This is a genomic window from Flavobacterium sp. KACC 22763, assembly GCF_028736155.1.
Taxonomy (GTDB): domain Bacteria; phylum Bacteroidota; class Bacteroidia; order Flavobacteriales; family Flavobacteriaceae; genus Flavobacterium.
The window spans coordinates 4630997-4655033 of sequence record NZ_CP117879.1 but is presented as its reverse complement, the minus strand read 5'-3'; the positions used below and the strand labels follow the sequence as shown (position 1 = coordinate 4655033).

24 protein-coding genes are annotated in these 24037 nt (G+C 32.9%); 15 read left to right on the top strand and 9 right to left on the bottom strand.

Annotation, left to right across the window (positions count from 1 at the left end):
- The first annotated feature begins 46 nt into the window (after window positions 1-46).
- Window positions 47-1291, top strand: a complete 1245-nt coding sequence (gene dcm / locus PQ463_RS19585; protein WP_274257978.1) for a DNA (cytosine-5-)-methyltransferase — start codon at window positions 47-49, stop codon at window positions 1289-1291.
- Here dcm and PQ463_RS19580 read toward each other — a convergent pair.
- On the bottom strand, window positions 1267-2031 hold the full coding sequence (locus PQ463_RS19580) for an Eco47II family restriction endonuclease (RefSeq protein WP_274255113.1): 765 nt from the start codon (window positions 2029-2031) through the stop codon (window positions 1267-1269). The two genes, dcm and PQ463_RS19580, sit on opposite strands and share 25 nt — an antisense overlap.
- A 136-nt stretch (window positions 2032-2167) precedes the next feature.
- Between PQ463_RS19580 and PQ463_RS19575 the strand changes: the two genes are divergently transcribed.
- The gene (locus tag PQ463_RS19575) at window positions 2168-2443 is read left to right on the top strand and encodes a hypothetical protein (RefSeq protein WP_274255112.1); all 276 of its coding nucleotides are present in this window, start codon (window positions 2168-2170) and stop codon (window positions 2441-2443) included.
- Between the two features lie 232 nt (window positions 2444-2675).
- Here PQ463_RS19575 and PQ463_RS19570 read toward each other — a convergent pair whose 3' ends face one another.
- Window positions 2676-2909: a hypothetical protein gene (locus tag PQ463_RS19570; RefSeq protein ID WP_274255111.1), complete on the bottom strand. Its 234-nt coding sequence runs from the start codon at window positions 2907-2909 to the stop codon at window positions 2676-2678.
- Between the two features lie 342 nt (window positions 2910-3251).
- Here PQ463_RS19570 and PQ463_RS19565 point away from each other — a divergent pair, with 342 nt between their 5' ends.
- On the top strand, window positions 3252-3566 hold the full coding sequence (locus PQ463_RS19565; protein WP_111425972.1) for an HPF/RaiA family ribosome-associated protein: 315 nt from the start codon (window positions 3252-3254) through the stop codon (window positions 3564-3566).
- A 153-nt stretch (window positions 3567-3719) separates the two neighbouring features.
- Here PQ463_RS19565 and PQ463_RS19560 read toward each other — a convergent pair whose 3' ends face one another.
- Window positions 3720-4379: a hypothetical protein gene (locus tag PQ463_RS19560; RefSeq protein ID WP_274255109.1), complete on the bottom strand. Its 660-nt coding sequence runs from the start codon at window positions 4377-4379 to the stop codon at window positions 3720-3722.
- Between the two features lie 236 nt (window positions 4380-4615).
- On the opposite strand from PQ463_RS19560, the gene PQ463_RS19555 reads away from it, so the two are divergent.
- The 5 genes from PQ463_RS19555 to PQ463_RS19535 all read left to right on the top strand — a co-directional run bounded on the left by PQ463_RS19555 (window position 4616) and on the right by PQ463_RS19535 (window position 8980).
- A complete protein-coding gene (locus PQ463_RS19555; RefSeq protein ID WP_274255108.1) occupies window positions 4616-5104 on the top strand; it encodes a nuclear transport factor 2 family protein in 489 nt (162 codons plus the stop codon).
- A 263-nt stretch (window positions 5105-5367) separates the two neighbouring features.
- Complete coding sequence (locus PQ463_RS19550) at window positions 5368-6750, top strand: ammonium transporter (RefSeq protein WP_111375863.1); 1383 nt, start codon at window positions 5368-5370, stop codon at window positions 6748-6750.
- A gap of 412 nt (window positions 6751-7162) precedes the next feature.
- Window positions 7163-7840, top strand: coding sequence for a tRNA (guanosine(46)-N7)-methyltransferase TrmB (gene trmB, locus PQ463_RS19545; protein ID WP_073408106.1), 678 nt, complete (start codon window positions 7163-7165; stop codon window positions 7838-7840).
- Window positions 7841-7881: 41 nt separating this feature from the next.
- Window positions 7882-8520 carry a lysine transporter LysE gene (locus tag PQ463_RS19540; RefSeq protein ID WP_274255107.1) on the top strand — a complete coding sequence of 213 codons (639 nt, stop codon included), beginning with the start codon at window positions 7882-7884 and terminating at the stop codon, window positions 8518-8520.
- A gap of 133 nt (window positions 8521-8653) precedes the next feature.
- Window positions 8654-8980 (top strand): MGMT family protein, encoded by a 327-nt coding sequence (locus PQ463_RS19535; RefSeq protein WP_111286436.1) that lies wholly within the window; start codon window positions 8654-8656, stop codon window positions 8978-8980.
- A gap of 177 nt (window positions 8981-9157) precedes the next feature.
- Here PQ463_RS19535 and PQ463_RS19530 read toward each other — a convergent pair whose 3' ends face one another.
- Complete coding sequence (locus tag PQ463_RS19530; protein WP_274255106.1) at window positions 9158-10483, bottom strand: sensor histidine kinase; 1326 nt, start codon at window positions 10481-10483, stop codon at window positions 9158-9160.
- Window positions 10484-10624: 141 nt separating this feature from the next.
- The gene (locus tag PQ463_RS19525) at window positions 10625-11977 is read right to left on the bottom strand and encodes a sigma-54-dependent transcriptional regulator (protein ID WP_274255105.1); all 1353 of its coding nucleotides are present in this window, start codon (window positions 11975-11977) and stop codon (window positions 10625-10627) included.
- Window positions 11978-12137: 160 nt separating this feature from the next.
- Here PQ463_RS19525 and PQ463_RS19520 point away from each other — a divergent pair, with 160 nt between their 5' ends.
- The 3 genes from PQ463_RS19520 (at window position 12138) to PQ463_RS19510 (ending at window position 16797) form a co-directional block, all read left to right on the top strand.
- Window positions 12138-13382 carry an efflux RND transporter periplasmic adaptor subunit gene (locus PQ463_RS19520; protein WP_274255104.1) on the top strand — a complete coding sequence of 415 codons (1245 nt, stop codon included), beginning with the start codon at window positions 12138-12140 and terminating at the stop codon, window positions 13380-13382.
- Window positions 13383-13526: 144 nt separating this feature from the next.
- Window positions 13527-14234: an ABC transporter ATP-binding protein gene (locus PQ463_RS19515; protein ID WP_274255103.1), complete on the top strand. Its 708-nt coding sequence runs from the start codon at window positions 13527-13529 to the stop codon at window positions 14232-14234.
- Window positions 14235-14367: 133 nt separating this feature from the next.
- Entirely contained in the window at window positions 14368-16797 is a 2430-nt protein-coding gene (locus tag PQ463_RS19510; protein ID WP_274255102.1) for an ABC transporter permease, read from the top strand.
- 67 nt (window positions 16798-16864) lie between these two features.
- Here the strand turns inward: PQ463_RS19510 and PQ463_RS19505 are convergent, their stop codons facing one another.
- Window positions 16865-18466, bottom strand: a complete 1602-nt coding sequence (locus tag PQ463_RS19505) for a L,D-transpeptidase family protein (protein WP_274255101.1) — start codon at window positions 18464-18466, stop codon at window positions 16865-16867.
- Window positions 18467-18885: 419 nt separating this feature from the next.
- Here PQ463_RS19505 and PQ463_RS19500 point away from each other — a divergent pair, with 419 nt between their 5' ends.
- The 4 genes from PQ463_RS19500 to PQ463_RS19485 all read left to right on the top strand — a co-directional run bounded on the left by PQ463_RS19500 (window position 18886) and on the right by PQ463_RS19485 (window position 21406).
- On the top strand, window positions 18886-20013 hold the full coding sequence (locus tag PQ463_RS19500; protein WP_274255100.1) for an Mrp/NBP35 family ATP-binding protein: 1128 nt from the start codon (window positions 18886-18888) through the stop codon (window positions 20011-20013).
- Window positions 20014-20096: 83 nt separating this feature from the next.
- A complete protein-coding gene (locus PQ463_RS19495; RefSeq protein WP_008466263.1) occupies window positions 20097-20336 on the top strand; it encodes a NifU family protein in 240 nt (79 codons plus the stop codon).
- A gap of 214 nt (window positions 20337-20550) precedes the next feature.
- Complete coding sequence (locus PQ463_RS19490) at window positions 20551-21030, top strand: hypothetical protein (protein WP_274255099.1); 480 nt, start codon at window positions 20551-20553, stop codon at window positions 21028-21030.
- Between the two features lie 58 nt (window positions 21031-21088).
- Complete coding sequence (locus PQ463_RS19485) at window positions 21089-21406, top strand: 2Fe-2S iron-sulfur cluster-binding family protein (RefSeq protein ID WP_091490641.1); 318 nt, start codon at window positions 21089-21091, stop codon at window positions 21404-21406.
- 72 nt (window positions 21407-21478) lie between these two features.
- Here PQ463_RS19485 and PQ463_RS19480 read toward each other — a convergent pair whose 3' ends face one another.
- From PQ463_RS19480 to PQ463_RS19470, 3 genes are all read right to left on the bottom strand, one after another.
- The gene (locus PQ463_RS19480) at window positions 21479-21988 is read right to left on the bottom strand and encodes an SMI1/KNR4 family protein (RefSeq protein ID WP_274255098.1); all 510 of its coding nucleotides are present in this window, start codon (window positions 21986-21988) and stop codon (window positions 21479-21481) included.
- A gap of 93 nt (window positions 21989-22081) precedes the next feature.
- On the bottom strand, window positions 22082-22762 hold the full coding sequence (locus tag PQ463_RS19475; protein WP_274255097.1) for an XAC2610-related protein: 681 nt from the start codon (window positions 22760-22762) through the stop codon (window positions 22082-22084).
- 173 nt (window positions 22763-22935) lie between these two features.
- Entirely contained in the window at window positions 22936-23925 is a 990-nt protein-coding gene (locus PQ463_RS19470; RefSeq protein ID WP_111367495.1) for an aspartate-semialdehyde dehydrogenase, read from the bottom strand.
- Between the last annotated feature and the right edge of the window lie 112 nt (window positions 23926-24037).

Below are 24037 nucleotides of genomic sequence, written 5' to 3'. Positions count from 1 at the left end.
AAAGTTTTTCCTTTAAATTTGTAACCATTGTATAATGTTAAACAACTTGGTTATGAGTGATTATATTTCATTGTCTGAAGCATCAGAATTATTAGGAAAGAGTAAAGAGACTTTAAGACGTTGGGATAATGAAGGAAGACTGAATGCTGTACGTGAACCTATGAGTAATTATAGAATGTACAAGAGATCTGAAATTAATAATTTATTTTCAAGTTTTATAGATAATGATATACAAGAAACTATTTCTAATTATGTAAAACCGCATAATGATTATACAGTTCTTGAACTTTTTGCGGGAGCTGGCGGACTTGCTGTAGGAATGGAAAAAGCAGGTTTAAAATGTGTAGCTTTAAATGAAGTTGATAAATGGGCCTGCGAAACATTAAGAACAAATAGACCAAACTGGAATGTTTTAGAAGGAGATATAAAAGATTATAGTTTTTCAGAATTTCATAATAAAGTTGATGTTGTAACGGGCGGTTTTCCATGTCAGGCATTTAGTTATGCAGGAAAAAAATTAGGATTATCAGACGCTCGAGGCACATTGTTTTATGAATTTGCGAGAGCTGTAAAAGAAGTAAACCCTCCAATTTGTATTGGAGAAAATGTTCGTGGTTTATTAAGCCATGATAACGGTAAAACATTACAAGGTATGATTTCTATTCTAGATGAAATCGGTTATAATGTAGTCCCTGTACAAGTCTTAAAAGCAATTAATTTTAATGTTCCTCAGAAAAGAGAACGATTAATTTTAGTTGGCGTTAGAAAAGACATTCATGTAAAATATGAATATCCAAAACCTTATAAAAAAATATACAATCTTGAAGATGCATTAAAAAAAGGCGATTTATTTGATTGTGATGTTCCTCATTCAGGAGGTTCAAAATATCCTCAATCAAAAGTTGATGTTTTAAAATTAGTTCCACAAAAAGGTTATTGGAGAGACCTTCCATTAGATATCCAAAAAGAATTCATGGGTGGAAGTTTTTATCTTGGCGGAGGAAAAACTGGAATTGCAAGAAGAATCGGCTGGGATGAACCTTGTCTAACTTTAACTTGTAGTCCTGCACAAAAACAAACCGAAAGATGTCATCCGGAAGAAACTAGACCATTTACTGTTCGAGAATATGCTAGAATTCAAACATTTCCAGATGACTGGAAATTTGAAGGTTCTCTTGCTCAACAATATAAACAAATTGGAAATGCAGTTCCTGTAAACTTAGGCAAGGAAGTTGGTTATTCTATAATAGATTTTTTAAATAAATATTATAATTTATCAAAATCTAAATAATAACTATAATTTTCAAAAGTTATTTGATCCAAAATAGTTCGTTTCGAAGAATTTGCTATAGTTTTTATTTCATCTATCGCAGAATTATCATTTATCGTCTGATTTTTAGCAATTGAATTTAAATAATCTTCAATTGCAATTGGTAATTTTTTATATAATTGAAAAAATGCATCCTCTTCACCAGTAAGCAAGGCATAAAACCTATCTCCTGAAATTCTATAAACCCGAGAGTGGCTGTATTCTTTTCCATTTATATCACCATGCCATAATGTATTAAAACTTTTTTTCGCTAAAATTTGAACCCAATAACAATTTGCTTTTTTATATGTATCAGCATATCTAGCAAGTTTTTGGAAAAGCGCTTCAGCAGAACTGCTATTCATAGTATTATGCTTATTCTTTATATCAGCAAATAATGTATCGTTGGTTGCTTTTATATCGAAACCACTTAGGTTTCCAATTTCATAACCATTTATTCCACCCAAAATTTGTTCGTGAAACGTTCCAATTGAATTATTTATAGATTTGTCTATTTGCCTTAATATTTCTGATTGAATCAGGCTTTCTTCATCTATATCGTTAAACTTTGAATCAAGAGTCATTTTTATGGTATCTACTTTATTACTATAAAACTTGTTCTTCGTGATGTTATTTTTAGCTTTTAAATACGATTTATGTAGATTACCTATGCAATTTAAAAAATGTTCATCAGATATGAAGTTTAAATAAGTATTTGCCATAAAGAATAATTTTGAGTTGCTAAATTAACTTTTTTTTGGATCTATTAATTTTTAATGTAATAATTTTCGTTTAAAAAATACAAGTTATACAAAAACTTAGCATAACTTTTTATTTTATATTTGAAAGAAAAATGCCATGGTTAGTTTAGCTGAAAAAATTCATTTTTTAGAAAGTTACTTAACACAGTCAAATAAAAACTATGCAGATAGTTTCAAAGAAGACATTGTAATATTCATTGATGATTTTACTGATCAAAATAAACTTTTACTTTTTTTACATAAACTCAATTCAGCAAAAGAAATTGAAGAATGGGTTGAAAATTTATGCTCTAAAATAGTTCTAAAATTTGATTCTGAGAACGAACAAATAAATGATTTTATTTATGACTATATTCAATTTAGTAATTTATGATAGAACATTCAATTTTACCTATTCCAACTTCATTAACTCCACCAATTAAACTTAGTGAAATTATCTACAATTGTCCCGTTTGTGATAATGAAATTGAAATAGATATGCTTGTGGATAATGAAAGCTCTATAAAATGCAATCTATGCGAACACATAATTAAATTTGAAATCAAACAAGTTTAGAAATTTCTAAATATAAAAAGCCACTCCTCAAAGTGGCTTTTTCTCATTTCTTACTCAATCCCCAAATAAGGATCAAGAATTTCGGCTAATTCATTTAACCAATAGAAACCATCTTCAATATTTACGGTTTCGGTTTTCATAAATCCATCTTCTCGTATTGCGTTTAACGCAATTAGGAAATTTACTTGCCTAATCGTTTTTGCCATACTTTTAGAATCGATTGAATTGTTGAAGAATTCAGTTAACCTCAATTCGGTTTCTTTGGAAAGGGTTTTGGTACTCATAATTTTGCATTTAGGAATTATAAAACCCGCATAGCTTAGGTGTCCTACGCTGCAAAGAGCGTTGCGATTGTTTCCAATACCGCCACCATACCATACGGGCAAGAAGTTTTTTTGTATTCATATTTTTTGCATTTAGGAACTCCAAATATATGAAAAACAAAAATAACTTGTAAGTTTTTTCTTTATTTTAAAAATAAAATACTCTAAGTATATTTTCTCCAAATCGAAATTACAAAATTGAAAAATAAATCAATTTAAAATTTCATAATATTTCCTTAACCTACTTGTCTTTTATCTTTAAAATCTATAAGTTTGAGAATGAATCATTAAATTTTATTTGTTATGAAAGTACAAATCAACACCGACAAAAACATTGAAGGAAGTGCAAGATTAGAAAGTTATTTTTCTGGAGAAGTAGAAAAAAGCTTAGACCGTTTTCAAGATAAAATTACTCGCGTAGAAATTCATTTTGGAGATGAAAATGGAGAAAAATTCAGCTTGCATGACAAAAAATGTGTGATTGAAGTTCGTCCTGTAAAACTACAGCCAATTACGGTTACAGAACATGCCGACACTCTAGAAAAAGCTTTTAGCGGTGCATTGGCCAAAGCTAAAAAAACATTGACGAGCACTTTCGAGAAGATAAAAGAACATTAATTTTTTTTTAAACCATATAAGTGATATAAGTTCATTTTAAGTTTACATCACAAAGCAACGAAGCCGTAAAGTAGTACTTTACGGCTTCGCTTTTTTTATGGATAACAACAAGTGAAAATCTTAAATTAACTTATATCACTTATATGGTTTACTTTATTTAGGTAACGGTGCGCCTACTGCAATATCGCAACGGTGACCCGGTTTTCCGTGTGGCGGATTCATTCCGTCTGCAACTGTCGCTTCAGTACCTTCTGTGCTTAACAATGCAGGAACTGGGTTTGAAGCTGGCGGAGAAACCGTAAAATTTTGAGTAACTGTTCCGCTTTGAGCTGTATTTGTCGTTGTTGCAGTTGTTGTCGCTTTAGGCGAGTTTAAAGGCGCTCCAACAGGAATATCACATCTGTGTCCTGGCTGTCCGTGTGGCGGATTCATCCCTTTTGCTACTTTAACAGGTGTAGTTGTTGTAGTTGTCACCATTTTCTGCTGACTCGGATTTACCTGAACGGTTTGTCCTTGAGTCGCTTGTACTTGCTGTGTCGGTGCAGAATTTAAAGGTGCTCCAACTGCAATATCGCAACGGTGTCCCGGCTGTCCGTGAGCAGGATTGATTCCTTTAGTATCGCTTAAAACTGTATTTGGATTTGCTGCAGGGTTTTGTACCACTGGCGCTGCAGGTTTAGTTGTATCTTTTGCAAGTCCTAATCTTACTAATTCGGAAGATGCTGTACTTGCCTGCGGTTCTAATTCCTTTTTACAGGAAATAAAAAGTAAAGAAGTAACAGCTAGTGAGCCTAGAAGTATTTTTGCATTCATGATGGGGGTATTTTTATTGATGAATCAAATATAGTGGTTTTTTGAGAGATTAAATCACATGAGTAATGTTAATGATAATTTAATGAGGAACAAAGGTACATAGTCATTAGGCATCTTAAAATAAACTTTGCGACTCTGTGACTCTTCGACTTTGCGAGATTCAAAAAATAGCATTGCGAGAAACCTCACTTCCATCGTTAAAAAAATTATACCTTTAAACTCAAATAACATATCTCATGAAAAAAACACTTTTACTCCTTTTATTTGTTGCTTCTTTTGCCAATGCGCAAACAGACAAAATCAAAATCAATCAGACTCTTGACGCTTGGCACAAAGCTGCTGGCGAGGTAAAATACGATGCCTACTTTAATGTCTTGGCAGACGATGCCATTTACATCGGAACCGATGCAACCGAAAATTGGACCAAAAAAGAATTTGCTATCTGGGCAAAGCCTTTTTTTGATAAAGGAACGACTTGGAATTTTAAAGCTCTAGAACGTCATATCTTTTTTGATAAATCAGGAAAAATTGCTTGGTTTGATGAATTGCTAGATACACAAATGAAAATCTGTCGCGGTTCTGGAGTTTTAATAAAAGTGGGGAACGAATGGAAAATTCAGCATTATGTGCTGTCAATGACAATTCCGAATGACGAAGTTGATGCCGTAACCAAAATAAAAGCACCAATTGAAGACGCTTTGATTGCAAAACTTCAGAAAAAATAAAACATTTTACGGTTTTCTTATTATAAACGTAACTTTTTGCGCACTTTAGAAGCACTGTTAGCAGATTATTTTTAATTAATTCGGCAAAAACAGTGCTTTTTTGTAACTTTAGAATAAGATACTGTCAAAAAAACGAGCGGTATTTTACAAAATTCACCAAAATAAAACCCACACCTCTATTTTAACAGCCTTAAAAACAAGAATCTTTATTTTTTTCTAACTTTGACCCCAAAAAAAATAGGGTTAAACAAAGTATTTTAAAAATGAAAATAGAAAAACGCTGGATTATCTCCTTTATCATGATAAGCGTCGTATGTACGATAGGGGCATTTTGGCCAACAGTGACCGAAAATAATTATGTTTTATCAGAATTTGGAACTACAGATCATATCGTTCCTGCCGATGTTGCCTGGATGCTTACTTCGAGCTGTCTGGTTTTAATTATGACACCAGGATTGTCTTTCTTTTATGGCGGAATGGTTGGAAAGAAAAACGTTATTTCGACCATGCTTCAAAGTTTTATCTGTTTAGGAGTTGTAACGCTTTTATGGGTTGTTGTAGCATTTAGTTTGGCTTTTGGAGAACCGGTTGGTTTTGGTTCTGGAGATCATTTTTATAGCTTTTTTGGCAATCCGACTACTTTTGCTTTTATGGATTATGTTGGCGTTCTGCCTCATAAACAATTGGCGAGTACGATTCCGTTTATGCTTTTTGCTTTGTTTCAGATGAAATTTGCCATCATTTGTCCTGCAATTATCACAGGTTCATTTGCAGAACGCGTTCGTTTTATTTCTTATTTAGTTTTCATTAGTTTATTCACGATATTTATTTATGCTCCTTTATGCCACGCCGTTTGGTATCCAACGGGCGTTTTAGGAAGTTATTTTGGTGTTAAAGATTTTGCAGGAGGAACTGTGGTACACATGAGTTCTGGTTTTGCTGCTTTGGCTGGAGTAATTGTTTTAGGAAAAAGAAAAAACAGCCAGCATATTCCAACCAATATTCCGTTTGTTTTATTAGGAACAGGAATGCTTTGGTTCGGCTGGTTCGGGTTCAACGCTGGATCTGCTCTTGCTGCCAACGGAACTGCTGCGATGGCTTTTGCAACAACGACAACTTCATCGGCTGCAGCCATGTTGACTTGGATTTTCTTTGACAGAATGAACGGAAGAAAAGTTTCTGCTCTAGGCGCTTGTATTGGTGCTGTTGTTGGTTTAGTTGCCATTACACCTGCCGCAGGATTTGTTTCTGTGCCAGAAAGTATGTTCTTCGGTTTCATTACCGCTTTGGTTTCTAACACAGCTGTAAACTGTAAATATTCTAAAAAATTCGACGATACGCTTGACGTTTTTGCTTGCCACGGTGTTGGCGGAATTATGGGAATGATTCTAACTGCTATTTTCGCTCACGGCGAAGATGCAAGCTTACTTCACGGCGGATGGAATGTTTTCGGACATCACATGATGGCGTTGGTTTTGGTTTCTATCTTTACTTTCTTCGGCGCTTATTTCTTATTCAAAGTAACCAATTTCATTATTCCACTAAGAGTTTCAGAAGAATCAGAACACATCGGATTGGATTTATCTCAACACGATGAAACTTTAGATCCAAAATCAAAACCAATTACTGAGCCACATTACGGTTAAAAAATATTTTTTTTTAGCCCCAAATTACACGAATTTTCACTAATTTTTTTTCTGCATTGCAGTTAAATTGATTCGTGCAAATTCGTGTAATTCGTGGCGAAAACATTTTAAACATATAGTCCCTACGGGACATTTTTATCTATATATTATTTCCAACCAATATTTTGTGCTACCGATATCTTATTCCTGACGGAATAACACAGAAATACTTCTTAGCCAAAATAAATCTCGTAGAGATTAAATATTGGTAAAAACAAATAATCTTCAACTTGAAGTTGTCCCGTAGGGACTTTATTATTAAGCATTGAAAAATCCTTTCAATCCCTGAAATCTGTGGCAAAAAAACATTTAAACCCACTTACGCCATTACATTCGTTTATATTCCTTAATTTTGCCGAAAATTTTTGTAAAAGTGGGAAGTAAAAATAAACTAAAAAGATTCAGAGAGAACGAAACATTTCAAAACGTTTTTCAGCCAACCAGAGAAGAAGTTGTAGGCGATTTAATGCCTTTAAAAGGAAAATGGAATTCTGATTTCTTTAAAAATGATAATCCATTAGTTTTAGAGTTAGGATGCGGAAAGGGAGAATATTCTGTTGGATTAGCAGAGAAATACCCAAACAAAAATTTTATCGGAATTGACATTAAAGGCGCTCGTTTCTGGCGTGGTGCTAAAACTGCTGTAGAAAACGGACTTCATAATGTTGCTTTCGTTCGTACGCAAATTGAATTGATCAATCATATTTTTGCCGAAGGCGAAGTTGACGAAATCTGGATTACTTTTCCAGATCCGCAGATCAAATACAAAAGAACGAAACACAGAATGACCAATTCTGAGTTCTTGAAATTGTACAAAAAAATCCTGAAAAAAGACGGTGTTGTAAACCTAAAAACCGACAGTGAATTTATGCACGGTTATACACTTGGATTGCTTCACGGTGAAGGTCACGAAGTTTTGTATGCAAATCATAACGTATATAAAAACGAAGGAAGCCCTGAAGTTGTGACTTCTATTCAGACTTTTTACGAAAAACAATATTTAGAAATTAATAAGGCAATTACGTATATTCGTTTCAAAATTAAAGACTAACTTTAATTTTGAAGCCTTTATCTAACCGATTTAATCACTAAATGACCTACCTTACTCCATTAATTTCAGGTTTTATTGCCGCTGCCATTGGAACTATTCCGCCTGGATTGCTCAATATGACGGCTGCCAAAATAAAAATGAAAGAAGGGAAGAAGAATGCTCTGTCGTTTGTAATTGGTGCGGTTTTAATTATTTTTTTCCAAGCTTACATTGCGGTATTATTTGCTCGTGTGATAGACAATCGTCCAGATGTTGTCATATTATTGCGTGAAGCTGGTTTTATCATTTTTTCTATCTTAACTATTTATTTTTTCTTTTTTGCAAAAGATCCTATAGCTAAGAAAAAAACCAAACTAAAGAAAACCAGCAAAAAAAGCAGTTTCTTTCTCGGAATGCTACTTTCTGGACTAAACTTCTTTCCTATTCCTTATTATGTTGTAATAAGTGTAACGCTTGCTTCGTATCATCTTTTTGTATTCGAAAACACTATCATTTTAACCTTTGTACTAGGCTCAGTTCTTGGAGCTTTTGCAATTTTGTATAGCTATATTGCCTTTTTTGGAAGAATAGAAAAGAAAACCGATTACTTCATGCGAAACATGAACACTATTATAGGATCTATTACAGGATTAGTTGCTCTTGCAACACTTTTTAATATCCTGAATTACTACTTCGGATAATTTTATGGCCACAGATTAAAAGGATTAAAATGATTTTTTTTACTTTGTGTTAAATAATTTTTCACGCAGATTTACAAGGATTTAAACAGAGAATCCATTTAATCTTTCTAATCTGTGGCAAAAAAACAAAATCATGGCAGAAGAGAATTTTTTTGAAAGAGTTTATGTAATCGCCAGACAAATTCCGTTTGGAAAAGTTACTTCTTATGGCGCTATCGCAAAAGCATTAGGCACGGCTCGTTCTGCAAGAATGGTGGGCTGGGCAATGAATGCGTGCCATAACATGGACGATGTTCCTGCACATAGAGTGGTAAACCAAAAAGGGCTTCTGACAGGAAAACATCATTTTGATGGAACCAATTTAATGCAGCAGCTTTTAGAAAATGAAGGAATTAAAGTGGTCAACAATCAGATTGTAGATTTTGAAAAGCACTTCTGGAAACCTGAAGTTGAATCGTAAAAATCATTTTCACCATATAAGTGATATAAGTTCATTTAAAGATTGTGTTTATATCTCTCGCAAAGACGCGAAGTCGCAAAGAAAATTTAAAATAAGCTTTGCGACTTCGCGTCTTTGCGAGACTAAATAACAAAGTAAAACTTTAAATGAACTTATATCACTTGTATGGTTCATTTTTTAAATCAAGCAAATCACAAAACTTGTTTTATCTTCATCAGTTTGGTAGCTTAAATAACCACCATGTGCTTCTATAATATTTTTAGAAAGCGTTAAGCCAATTCCTGCCCCATCTTTTCTAGTGGTGAAAAACGGAAGAAAAACTTTATCTCGAATCTCAGCATCTACCCCTTTTCCATTGTCTGAAATCACAATGAAAAAGCGATTGTTTTCAGTATAACTCGAAATCAGCAATTTCTTTTCTGTTTTTTCTTTTAAAGCATGAATACTATTGGTAATCAAATTGATAATTACTTGTTCCATCTGATTTTTATCGATCATAATAGAACGCGAACTGTGTATTTCATTTATCAACTCAATTTTTTCTTCCTTCAAAATCGGACTCATAATTCGGAGACAATCTTCAAACAGAGCATTAATTGGCGTCATTTGCTTATTTGGCGTTGGCAGCATAGCTAGTTTACGATAATTCTCCACAAAAAACTGCAAATGATCACTTCTATTTATAATGGTCGAAATACTGCTTTTGATGTCTTCAAAATCGTCTTCTTCCAACTCTTCCTGATCTACAATATGAAGCAGATTCTGCGAAAGCGCACGAATAGGCGTTAACGAATTCATTAATTCATGCGAAATGATCTTCATCAAATTAATCCACGCTTCTTTTTCTTTCTTCTCAATAACACGCTGAATACTATCTAGTAAAATGATAAAGTACTCTTTATTGTAAGTTTGGGTATGCGACGTCTGAAGCATAAAAGTCTGAAGGTCTTGATCTTCAATTTTAATAGAAATGGCTGTTTTAAGTTCTGCAAAACCGACCTTTTCAATCTCACTGCACAAACTCGGAAGATAATTTTTAAGATATTGCCAATGACTTACTTTTGGCACTTTGAACAGCTTCGAAAAACAGTCATTCATTATAAAAACAGACCAATTTTCATTTTCTTTTTCTAAAATTAAAGCAGCGGTATCAATACTGTTCAAAATCGAACGGTAGATTAATTCTTTGGAAATCTGTTCTTGTTTCTGAACTTTTAATGTATCATATAAAAGATACAGACTATTAAAATTATCTTTTTTATGTTCTTCTGGAAAATGGGTAGAAAAGTCGTCATGCAGAATCGAGTTTATTGTTTTATCGTAAAACAGCAATTGGTTTTTGACAAAAAAATACATTTCGAAAAGAAAAATCAAAACAAAAACTCCAACTAATAAAGCGTTGTAATGAAATCCTTTATATAACAATAGTGCACTGCAAAGAAAGAGCGCCATTACAAACACAACTCTTACGAACAACGCATTATAAAATTTCCAGTTTTTCATTTAATTATTTTTTTTTGCCACGTTTTTTTCTAGCCACAGATTAAAAAGATTAAAGGGATTTTTTTATCCGCTAAATTTGCAAAATCTGCGTGAGACTAAAGACAAAGCAAAAATCTTGATTCTTGACTCTTGCTTCTTTCTCTAATTCTTCAAATCGTATTTCTCTATTCTTCTATACAAAGCAGCGCGAGACAACCCGAGTTCTTCGGCAGTTTTACTAATGTTTCCGTTATGCTTGAAAAGGGCTTTTTCAATTGCACCTTTCTCCATTTCCGATAACGGATTTTCATCATTTTCTTGAATTTCTTCAAAATCCAAAATGTCCAAATCCATTACAGAAATAGTGTTATTTTCAGCCAAAATCAAAGCACGTTCAATCTTGTTTTCCATTTCTCGCACATTCCCTTTCCAAGGATATTTCTCAAGATAAGACTCAGCATTATCTTCAAAACGCCAATTTTCCTGATTGTATTTTTCGGCAATCTGTTCTAGAATAAAGTTGGCCATTGGTACAATATCGTCTTTTCTTTCGCGTAAAGAGGGAAGATTTATTTCCATGGTATTAATTCGGTACAGCAAATCTTCACGGAAAGTCTTATTTTTCACTTCTGTTTTAATATCGCTATTTGTTGCTGCAATAACGCGCACATTTAGCGGTCTTGGTTTACTTTCTCCTAAACGCGTTACCGTTTTCGTTTGCAAAACATGAAGCAATTTGGCCTGAAGATGAAGCGGAATATTGCCTATTTCGTCCAAGAAAATAGTTCCGTTTGAGGCATTTTCGAAACGTCCCGGAGTATCTATTTTAGCATCGGTAAAAGCACCTTTGGCGTAGCCAAAAAGTTCACTTTCAAACAGATTATCACTTAGAGAGCCCAAATCTACATGTACAAAAGGTTCATTTTTTCTCTCCGAATGCTGATGAATATATTCGGCAAAAACATACTTTCCTGTTCCGTTTTCACCCAAAATCAAAACATTGGCGTCTGTTCTGGCCACTTTTTCGGCAATTGAATAAGCCTGTTTTATTTTTGCCGAAGTTCCAACAAAATATTTCTTTTCGGTTTTCTCTACTTTTTCTGAAGCTGTTTTTTTACTGTTTTTTCTGCTTTCAGCAACTGCCTTATCAATAACTTCAATGAGTTTTTCGTTATTCCATGGCTTTAAAACATAATCAAAAGCTCCAATTTTTATACCTTCTACAGCAGTTTCAATTTTACCAAAAGCGGTCATTAAAATAACGACTGTTTGCGGAGAAAGCGTTTGAATTTCTTTCAGCCAATGAATGCCTTCGCGCCCGTCTTCAAAACCTATTCGGTAATTCATATCCAGCAAAACCACATTTATATCATTTTCGCTTAAAATTGAAATGATTTTTTTTGGACTATTAGTTGTAAAAATCGTCTCGAAATGTTTTTTAAGAATCATTTTTGCAGAAAAAAGAATTTCTTCCTGATCATCAACAACTAATATTTGGGCTAGTTTTTTTCTCATTTGGTCTTTTTTCTGTCCGCTTCCGAACGGTCAACTGTTCATTATCGGACACTGCTTTTTTGAAGTATTTTCTGAAGCCTCTTTAAAATCAACGCTTTACAAATAATAAATTTTATGGCACAGTATTTACCTATTGATTATCAGTAAAATAAATTATAAAATGGACACGGTAATTCCTCGTAAAAATAAAAAATTTAGATATCTCGCAATAGCAATTGCTGTTTTTTTAGTTTTGCTTACCATCTCGGTTTTTGCTTTTAATACCAAAAGGACTTTAAATGTAAAAGCAGACGAATTGGTAATTCAAAAAGCAGAAAAAGCTTTTTTTGAAGATTTCGTCGTTTTTCAGGCAAAAGTAGAACCTTTGAATGTAATGCTGGTAAACGTTACCGAAGGCGGTTCTGTAAAAGAGATTTTTGTAGAAAATGGTGCAATGGTTACCAAAGGACAATCGCTGGCTCGTTTGTACAATCCGAATACAGAATTGAATTACTTAACTCAAGAAACTGCGATTATTGAGCAAATCAACAATTTAAACACGGGGAAATTAAACATCCGAAATCAAGAGCTAAACTTAAACAAAGATTTAGTTTTAATTGAACACGATTACAACGATGCGAAGAGATTATACGACATGAATGCAAAGCTGTATGAGAAAGATGTAATTTCTAAAAATGACTGGAATACTTTTAAGGAAAGCCTTCGTTTTCAGGAAGAACGTAAAAGAACAATTCAACAGAGCATTCAAAAAGAAAAACAAAGCAATCAAGTTCAGATTTCTCAGATAAACCGCTCGATCCAGACTATGGAAAAGAGTTTGGATATTCTGAGAAATAACAAAAAGAACTTTTTAATCACAGCTCCAGAAACAGGACGATTGACTTCTTTTGAACCTGTTTTAGGAAAAACTTTTCAGGCAGGTGCAAGCATTGGAAGAATTGATTCTAACAAAGGATATAAACTTATTGCCGAAGTAGACGAGTTTTATCTGGAAAAACTTAGAGAAGGCTTAAAAGGACAAGTAGAATTTAAAGGCAAGAATCTTGAAGTTTTCGTGACCAAAGTAATTCCAGAGGTTAAGGGCGGACGTTTTACTGTAGAACTTGCTTTTGTAAGCAAAGAAAATATTGTCCTGCAGGACGGACTTAGCTTTGGCGTAAAACTGATTTTGTCTGAAAAGAACAGAACTTTAGTTATTCCTAGAGGAGCTTTTAATCAGGAAGCAGCAGGAAAATGGATTTTTGTTGTAAACGGAAACAAAGCCGTAAGAAGAAACATCAAACTTGGCCGTGAAAATCCTTCTTATTACGAAGTTCTAGAAGGTTTAAAAGAAGGCGAATCTGTAGTTACTTCTTCTTATACTGATTATAAAGATATTGAAGAGCTCTCGCTTGAGTCGCAGTAATCAGTGGTCAGCATTTAGTGTTCAGTGTTCAGTCTCAGTTTACAATTCACAATTTACAATTCACAATTTACAATTATAATAAAATCATCATTTCAATCATCAATCAAAAAACGAATTTAATAACATTTCAAAACCTTAAAAATTATGATCGCAATTCAGAATTTAACCAAAGTTTTTAGAACAGAAGAAATAGAAACTGCTGCTTTGAGTGGCATCAGCGTAGAAATAAAAAAAGGAGATTTTTTAACTATCATGGGACCTTCGGGCTGTGGAAAATCGACTTTATTAAATATAATTGGCCTTTTGGACAGTGCAGATGGCGGCAGTTACAAATTACTAGATCAAGAAATGATTGGTCTAAAAGAAAAAGGTAGAGCGCAAGTGCGTAAAGAAAACATTGGTTTTATTTTTCAAAACTTCAACTTAATCGATGAGCTTTCTGTTTACGATAATATCGAATTGCCATTGCTTTATAACAACGTAAAAGCTTCTGAAAGAAAACAGAAAATTGAAGCGATTGCAGAAAAACTAAATATCTCTCATCGTTTGAAACATTTCCCACAACAACTTTCTGGCGGTCAGCAGCAGAGAGTTGCCGTTGCAAGAGCTTTGGTAAATGATCCGAAAATTATTTTGGCCGATGAGCCAACAGGAAACTTAGACAGTAAAAACGGTAATGAAGTTATGGAACTTTTAACCGATTTACATGCTAAAGGCGCTACCATTTTGATGGTTACCCACTCTGATTATGATGCTTCTTTTTCGCAAAGAACCATTCATATGAAAGACGGAGTTATATTTTCTGAAAAGTTAAATCAACGAAATGTTGATGTTTTTATGGACGCTAAATAATAAAGTGATGATTAAAATTATTGTTACTGCACTTGTAGTTCTGGTAGAACTGGTGTGCAAAATATTTACTATGATTTAAAACCGAAAGGTTTTCTAAAAACAACCATATCAACTATAAAAAATATACCTCAAAATGATTTTTAACTGGTTTAAAATATTTATATATCATTTAAAGCAAAACAAATTGTTTTCGTTCTTAAATGTTCTGGGATTAAGCATCGGGATCGCTTCTGTTATTTTTGCAATTTTATATTGGAACAATGAAAATGCATACGATCAATGGAATCCTGAGAAAGAGAACGCTTATATTGTTCTTAACAAAATTGGTTCGGGAGATATTTGGGCAACTAGTTCGATCCCTTTTGGAGAAACATGCAAAGCTACAATTCCCGAAATTGACAAAGTTTGTTTTCTCTACAATTGGTACGAAGACGGCATTGTTAAATTTCAAAATCTAAAAATATTGGATAAAAAAGTTATTCGTACAGACGAAAACTTTTTTGATTTTTTCCCTTTTGAAATTATAAAAGGAAGCAAACAAAATATTTTAAAAGAAAAAAATAGTGCTGCTGTATCAGAAGATCAGGCAAAATTGCTTTTCAAAAACGATGATCCAATTGGCAAATCAATTTCGTATGGAAATGGCGATTACATCGTAAAAGCGGTTTTTCGTGTAACTAAACCGTCTTCAATCGAACCGAATTATATTTTTAACGGGGTTAAGCGTGACGGTGATAAAGATCAGTGGGGAAATTTCAACTATGCTTTAATGGTCAAAGCTAAAAAAGGAACCGATCCTGCTGCTCTTATAAAGAAAATGCAAAATGTAATTTTTATCAACAGAACAGTAAAAGATGCAAAAGCCAGCGGACAGACTGTGGAACAATATCTAAAAGAAAACGGACAGGTCGAAGTGATGCTTGATCAATTGAAAACCTCTCGTTTATATGGCACAAAAAGTTCTGGAGGACAAAACCTTCCTGAAGGGCAAGGTAATTTAAAATTACTTTACATTATGGGCGGCTTGTCTGTTCTGATATTATTTTTATCAATGGTAAATTATATCAATTTAGCAACTGCATCGGCTATCAAACGTGCTAAAGAAGTAGGAGTTCGCAAAATTGTGGGTGCAACAAAAAAACAAATTATTATTCAGTTTATTTTTGAAACTTCCATAACCGTATTACTTGCCATAATTTTTGCTCTGGCTATTGTAGAACTTTCACTACCCTATTACAATACCTTTTTGAGAAAAACTTTGACTATGAATGGTAGCGAATTTTACCTGCAGCTTATTTTTATATTTGGATTAGTAATCGTTCTTGCAGGTATTTTCCCTGCTATTTATATCTCAAATTTTGAAACATTAAAGGTTCTAAAAGGTAATTTTTCAAGAAGCAAAAGTGGTATCTGGATTCGAAACTCAATGCTTATTTTTCAGTTCGGAATTGCAGCCTTTTTTATCATTGGAGCATTAATTGTTAATTCGCAGGTTGATTACATGATGAATAAAGATCTAGGCTTCAACGGTGACCAAGTACTTTCTATTACGTACAATACAAAAGAGCGGTTAAGCAGAACAGATAAATATTTAGCACAGAAACAAGAAATTAAAAAAATCCCAGGAGTTGTTGATGTCACTACATTTGCCGGCACTTTTGGAGGTAATGCTGGATCAAGTTCAGGATTTAAACATAATGGAATTTTTGTACAGCCCAAAAACATCGAAATGGATTTTGGATTTCTTGAAATGATGAAAATCAAAATAATTGAAGGACGCGATTTATCTCCTCAATTTGCTTCAGATACTGTTAGCGGTATGCTTATAAACGAGACACTTGCTAAAGAACTAAATCTTAAGAATCCAGTGAACACTATGATAACATCGGGCTGGAGTATTGGCAGCGATGATAACTTAAAGTTTAGAGTTGTTGGAGTTGTAAAAGACTTTAATTTAATCGATTTGCAGAATAAGGTTCCGCCAATGGTTTTTATTAGTTTAAAAACGTTAAAATGGAATAATTTCAATAGAGTGCTTGTAAAAGTTTCTCCAAATAATTTAACAGAAACGTTAGAAAAATTGAAATTATATTGGGAGAAAAATGTAAATCCAGACTATCCTTTTGACTATGAATTTGTTAACAAAGGATTTGCAAAAACTTATGAAGAGCAAGTCAAACAAAAAAACCTCTTTTTCATTTTAAATTTAGTCGTAATCATAATTGCTGTGTTCGGATTATTCGCTTTGGCATCATTTTCGATGGAGAGAAGACTGAAAGAAATCGCCATTCGAAAAACATTAGGAGCCGAAACAGATATACTCTTAAGAGAATTATCAAAACAATATATTGTTTTCTGTTTAATAGGATTTGCAATCGGGATTGTTCCTGCTTATATATTATTACAGAAATGGCTTGAAGATTTCGCTTTTAGAATTGGAATATCATCTGTTCCTTTTGTAATTGCCTTGATTTCTCTTTTGATTTTAACTTTAGTAATTGTTTTAACAAAAGCGTTTCAGGTAACCAAAATAGATGTTTTAAAATATTTAAAATACGAATAAGCTTGTAGACCATTTTTTTTAAAGAAGCCCGACAGATTTCAGTAAAATCCGTCGGGCTTTTATTTTTTTAGTCTTTCATTGTTACAGCATCGTTATAAATCAGCTTGTCCAGATTTTGGTCTCGATCGTATACATCTGGGAAAAAATTAACTTCTCCATTGTCCTGAACCCAGCAGGTAAAATAACCTATATAAACCGGAATTTTACGTTTAAGCATGCAAGTCGTTTCTTTTCCGCCATTCATAGCGCTCTCTATTTTGTCTGCTGGCCAGTCTGGATCATCTTTTAAAATATGCAATGCGAGCTGTTTGGCTTCTTTCACATTTATACAGCCGTGGCTAAAAGTACGTTTTTCAAATTCGAACAAACTTTTTGCAGGTGTATCGTGCATATAAATATCGTTTGGATTCGGGAACATAAATTTTACTAATCCCAAAGAATTTTTAGGTCCTGGCTTTTGTCGCACTTTCCCCCCGTTCCATTCCATATTATGCTCCTCCAAATAGTTCTTATCACTAGCAATCTGGAGTTTTAATTCATTTTGAATAATACTTGTCGGCACATACCAATACGGACTAAATACGATTCGATCCATATTTCCACTAAAGATTACAGTCTCACTTAGCCTGTTACCAACAAAAATATCCGAAACAAGATCATACTTTCCGTTCTTAACATAAAACAATCTGAATGAAGGAATATTAACCATTACATATTCATCTGCTTTAGCCAATTTGGTTGGAATCCATCTGCATCTTTCCATGTTCAGCATAATGGTTCTGATTCTCTTGCCAATCGGCTCATTCATCTGATTAATAACATCTCTTGTTAAAGCATAATTTATTTTTAGATTATATCTTTTTTTATAGTTTAAAACCCCTGCCATCAATTCTTCATCATAAATATCACTTCCAGAATCTTTTTTTAAATCTCCTACAACAAATAAGCGATTTCTAATTTGTTTTATGGCAATAGCAGTATCGTCTGGTCTTAAATCTTTGAAAGTAGCACTGTCAATCGCAATTTTCTGCCATAGATTATCGGTTTCTATTTTACGGTATTTTTTCAATGCATCTTTCAATCTGTAGTATTGGCTGAATAAAAGATTATCATCTTTATCCAATCGATCAGAATCAACCATTAACGAATCTAGAATGTGAGTATACGAAATAGATTTTGCAGGAAGGTACCATCCTATTTTTTTTAATGTCGCAGGATCAACTCCAGAATACACATTGCTGGCATAGAATACATACATACTTGTCAGCAGTAATTCGGTATCAAGCTGTGGTGGTTTGTTTGAAGAACTTTCATTAAAAGCCTCATCAATTTCTTCTTTATAAGGCATTTTATTTTCAATTCCCTGATCTCTCAGAACATTTACTTTCTGATACAATAATGAACCAAATTCAGTTATACTTTTATCGTCGTACCAAATAGATTTGTACTGTTTGGCTTTATAAATATCCTCAACATCTTTCTGATATTTTTTAAGCTTAGGATATTTTTTAAAAAAGGAATTAATCGAAGCTGCATCAAGAGTTATGACTGCAACCGTTTTTCGATTCGTTAAATCAGTTTTGTTTTTAGTATTGCTATTTAATGAATTGAATGAAAATGCAAAAAAACTGATTGTAATAATAATTAAAGAAAAAGTAAAATTTCGCATATTTTTAAAGTTTTAAATGGTAGAAATAACTTTAAAAAAAATACCGAAAACCCAAAAAATTACTCAAAAAACCTTAGTTTTCACATATTTTTTTCATGTCTGGTAATCATCGATTTGGGCAATCAAATATAACGAAGTTTTGTGAGAATTTTATTTAATTGAAAGAAAACTTTATGTAAAAAATATTCATTTGTATTGGAAAAACTTTTCTCCCAACATTAAATCGATAAATCATTCTTGATTATGATTTTCAATAAAAAACACTTTTAAATAATTTTGAATAATCTCTATATCAATAATTACAATTCAAAAACGCTTAATTTCCGAACTTAATCTGTTATCTTTGCACCCTGAAATCAGTTTAAATAAATATAATTTTATAAGACTGTTTTTGGAGAATAAAAAAATAGCCCATTACAATGAAACTAGATAGAAAAGAAATTCTAAAAGCCTTAGAGACAATCACTATTGCTGGAGAAGGAAAAAATATGGTTGAAAGCGGCGCCGTAACCAATGTCATTACATTTGGAGACGAAGCTGTTGTGGACCTTGTATTGCACACACCTGCAATGCACATCAAAAAAAGAGCTGAAGATGATATTAGAAAAACAATTCATGATTTAATATCTCCTGATGCAAAAGTAAAAGTAAACATTAAAGTAGAAGCTCCAGAGAAACCGGAAATTAAAGGTCGCGCAATTCCTGGAATCAAAAACATTATTGCAGTTGCTTCTGGAAAAGGAGGAGTAGGAAAATCTACAGTAACTGCAAACTTGGCTGTTACGCTTGCCAAAATGGGCTTTAAAGTTGGTGTTTTAGATGCTGATATTTACGGACCATCTATGCCAATTATGTTTGACGTTGAAAACGAAAAACCTGTTTCTGTTACTGTTGACGGAAAATCTAAAATGAAACCAATTGAAAGCTACGAAATCAAAATGCTTTCTATCGGATTTTTTACAGCACCAAGTCAAGCTGTAATCTGGAGAGGACCAATGGCTGCAAAAGCATTAAACCAAATGATTTTTGATGCAGATTGGGGAGAATTAGATTTCATGCTTCTTGACTTGCCTCCTGGAACTGGAGATATTCACCTTTCTATCATGCAATCACTTCCTATTACTGGGGCTGTTGTAGTAAGTACTCCACAAGCTGTAGCACTTGCTGATGCTAAAAAAGGTGTGGCAATGTTTATGCAGGATAACATCAATGTTCCTGTTTTAGGAATTATTGAAAACATGGCGTACTTTACACCAGAAGAATTGCCAGACAATAAATACTATATCTTTGGACAAGAAGGTGCTAAAAACCTTGCTGAAGATTTAGGCGTTCCATTTTTAGGAGAAGTTCCTATTGTACAATCTATTCGCGAAGCTGGAGATTACGGTCGTCCAGCAGCATTGCAAACAGCATCTCCAATAGAAAAAGTGTTCGAAGGAATTACTAGAAATGTTGTACAAGAAACCGTAAACAGAAACGAAAGTTTACCTGCAACTGAAGCCATCAAAATTACAACAATGGCTGGCTGTTCTGCAGTTAAAAAATAATTAGATAATTGAGATAATGTGACAATTAGATAATTTTAAAGAATTTTCTAATTGACACATTTTCTAATTGACACATTAATATTATGACAACAGAAGAAATAACAAGCAATGTTTTATTGGCCTTAGATGAGATAAGACCATTCTTAAAATCTGACGGTGGAGATATTTCATTAATCTCTATTGAAGATGACAAACATGTAAAAGTTCGTTTAGAAGGAGCTTGCATTAGTTGCAGTGTTAATCAGATGACACTTAAAGCAGGTGTTGAAACCACTATAAAAAAATATGCACCACAAATTGAAACTGTGGTAAATGTTATGTAACAGGTCGTCGCTTTTTCTCAAAATTAAACCTTCATAGTTTAACAAGAATAATAAGTGATTTATTATTTAATTGAGAAAATAATAAAATAATGCTGAAAAAAGAACGCTTTTTGCCAGATTCATAAAAAACAATGCAAAGTTTTAAGAGTTTCTGTTAAGGAATTGTTACATTTTTAACTTAAATTTGTCAACATAACCCTTAAATCTTAAACTTATGAGAAACTTTTACGCTCTTTTTTTATTATTTTTTGTAAGCGCTGTAAATGCACAACAGGGCCAAACACTTTTTGCTGAAAAAGCTTGGGTAAATGAAGCTGAAGAATGGTCAGATTTTCAATATTCAGGACAAATCATTTTTTCTACAAATGGTAAAACCGAAGAAGGCGCTTTAAGAATTGGAAATTATGATTTCTTATATGACCTTTGTGACGGAAAAGCAAAGTTTTCAAATAAGGCAACTTATAGCTCCGCCGATTTTTCGCATCCGCGAAAACTTAGTGCGCAGACAGACAAACAAGGAATTTTAAATTCTACTTATGAAGGGACTTTAATTTTCCAGGCTGACAAAGATTATTATTCTGTTATCTCTCTAGTAACCATACTAGAAAAAGGAGGTAATATTATTGGTGTAAAAATGCGCCTTAAAGACGGTAATCGAAAAGAATATGCTTTTAGCTTAAAAGAGAAAAGTTAAAATTAATAGAGAATTTGAACACGTTTTTCAAATTCTACACAAAATTCCAATAATTAAAATGGATGTATTAATAAAGATTAAAGATCGAGAAGGAGTTATACACGAATTACAGGCTCCAACTGATATGGCAATGAATATAATGGAGTTATGCAAAGCATACGAACTTCCTGTTGAAGGAACATGTGGCGGAATGGCCATGTGTGCTTCTTGCCAGTGTTATGTTCTAAATGATGTTGCATTACCAGAAATGGGTGACGATGAAGAAGCTATGCTTTCAGAAGCCTTTTATGTTAAATCTAATAGCCGTTTAGGTTGTCAGATACCAATTACTGAAGATTTAGAAGGACTGGAATTAGAACTAGCTCCAGAATACTAGAAAATAAATTCCAAAATTTTAAAATTCCAAATTCCAAAATGCATTTTGTGCACTTGGAATTTGGAATTTTTTTTAATTGGAATTTAAAAAACCGCTTGGATCAAAAGGCTCAAATTCTCTTTCCAAAAATGCTTCGGTTAATATTCCAGCCGAACATAACCATGAAATCGTTTCTTCGAGCGAGTTTCCAGCTTTATAAATCATTTCGCTATATCTTGGTAAAACATAATATTGATTGTTTAAAAGAATAATTTCATCTCCATCAAAAGTATCTCCAATTCTAATAGAGTTTAGCACTTCTTCTTTCGTCAAAACTTCTTTTCCTTCATCCCAAAACCAATATTCAGTAATACGGTTTTTCCATTCTTCCAAAGTTAAAACAATCGTTTCAGGAAGATAAACCCTTACATAAGTACCGCCTAAAATACCACTTCCGTATTCTTGAACATACTCTTTATAATCTTCATCAAAAGTTATGTTTAATGTTTTTTCACAAGCCAGAATTTCTTCTTCATCTGCGGTAAATAAATCTGTTTTTTGCGTATTGTAATTTGGAATAATCTTGTAGTTATCGAAATTCATTGTCTCTATTTTTCTAAATTAAAGGTATGCCTTTTTTATATTCCCAATAACTTTTTAAAACTAAAAAACTTTGCTAAGATCTTATATCAAATTTTATTCTTTATAGTATTCACTTATTTTATAATTTTTAGTTTTTGTCTGCCATTTATTGTTTATAAAGTTTCTTGTCGTCACGGTTACAAATTCACTATTCATTGCATCTTCTTCCAATTCATAAACCTTACGCAATCCTTTATTGGGTACAACTTCATATTCTGTTGTCATGTGCCAACAGCAGCCAGATTTAGAATATGTAATTAATCTTTTTCTTTTATGATCTGTAACAAACATACCGAGATTTTCACTTACCAAATTGGTTAATTGACTACTCAAAACAAATTGTTTTTTAGTAGAATTATAAACATAAACATCATAAGAAGGTCCGCCATATCCACTGTTGTTCCCGTTCCTCACAGCCAAATCTTCTGTTCCGTCAAAATTAAAATCATCAAAAATCAATGGACTTTGCTCTCCATAAAGCTGAATAACATTTACTGTTGGTTTTTGTTTTTCATCAAGAAAAAAATATAAATCATCTGAGGTCAGCGTTTGAAAAAAACTATTTGATTTTTTATCTACTAGTTTTATAACTGCTTTTCCTTCACAATTTCCCGCATTACAATTGTCTACAGAAATCTCAGCAGAATATCTTTTTGAACCATTCATAACTTCAAATTTATTCTGAGCTACGCAAATTCCAGAAATTAGAATTAATAAATATTTTATATTTTTCATTTTAATCGAGTTACTGTGATTCTTTCTTGTAAAACTAGTCTAAACTAAATTAGAAATCTACTTCCAAAAGCTATAAAATAATTAAAATAAGATATTTGAAATCAAAAAAACCGTAATTACATCACTGCAATTACGGTTTTCTCTTTATAACAATTTTATTTAATCTCTCTCGATTATACCAAACCTGCTTTAATTAAATATTCAGCGATTTGGATTGTGTTTGTTGCAGCTCCTTTTCTTAAGTTATCGGCAACAATCCACATGTTTAATGTGTTTGGCTGGCTTTCGTCGCGACGGATTCTTCCAACAAAAACATCATTTTTACCTTCTGCATATAATGGCATTGGGTAAGTAAAAGTATCTAAATTATCTTGTACTGTAACGCCATCTGTATGGTGTAGAATTTCGCGAACTTCATTTACGTCAAAATCATTTGTAAACTCAACGTTTACTGCTTCACTATGTCCGCCTACAACTGGAACGCGAACAGCAGTAGCCGTAACTCTGATAGTGTTATCACCTAAGATTTTTTGAGTTTCGCGAACTAATTTCATTTCTTCTTTAGTGTACCCGTTCTCTTCAAAACTATCGCAGTGTGGAATCGCATTTCTATGAATTGGATATTTGTAAGCCATTTCACCTTGAACTCCAGCGTACTCGTTTTCTAATTGTTTTACCGCTTTTACACCGGTTCCTGTGATAGATTGGTATGTAGAAACAATGATTCTTTTAATATTGTATTTTTTGTGCAAAGGCGCCAAAGTCATTACCATTTGAATAGTAGAACAGTTTGGATTTGCAATAATTTTATCTTCTTTAGTTAAAACGTCAGCGTTGATTTCTGGAACTACCAATTTTTTAGTTGGATCCATTCTCCATGCAGAAGAGTTATCAATAACAGTTGTTCCAGCAGCAGCAAATTTTGGAGCCCATTCTAATGAAGTATCTCCTCCAGCAGAGAAAACAGCGATATCAGCTTTCATATCAACAGCTGTTTGTAATCCTACTACTTTATACTTGGTTCCTTTGTATTCAATTTCTTTTCCAACTGATCTTTCTGATGCAACAGGAATTAATTCTGTAACAGGAAAATTTCTTTCTGCTAATACTTTAAGCATTACTTCGCCTACCATTCCAGTAGCGCCTACAACTGCAATTCTCATTTTTATATTTTTAAATAATCAATTAATCTAATTTTGTAACGCAAAAGTAAGTATAATAAAAGTCTCTGCAAGGCGATTCACAAAAAATAACAAATTGTTACAAAATAAACAT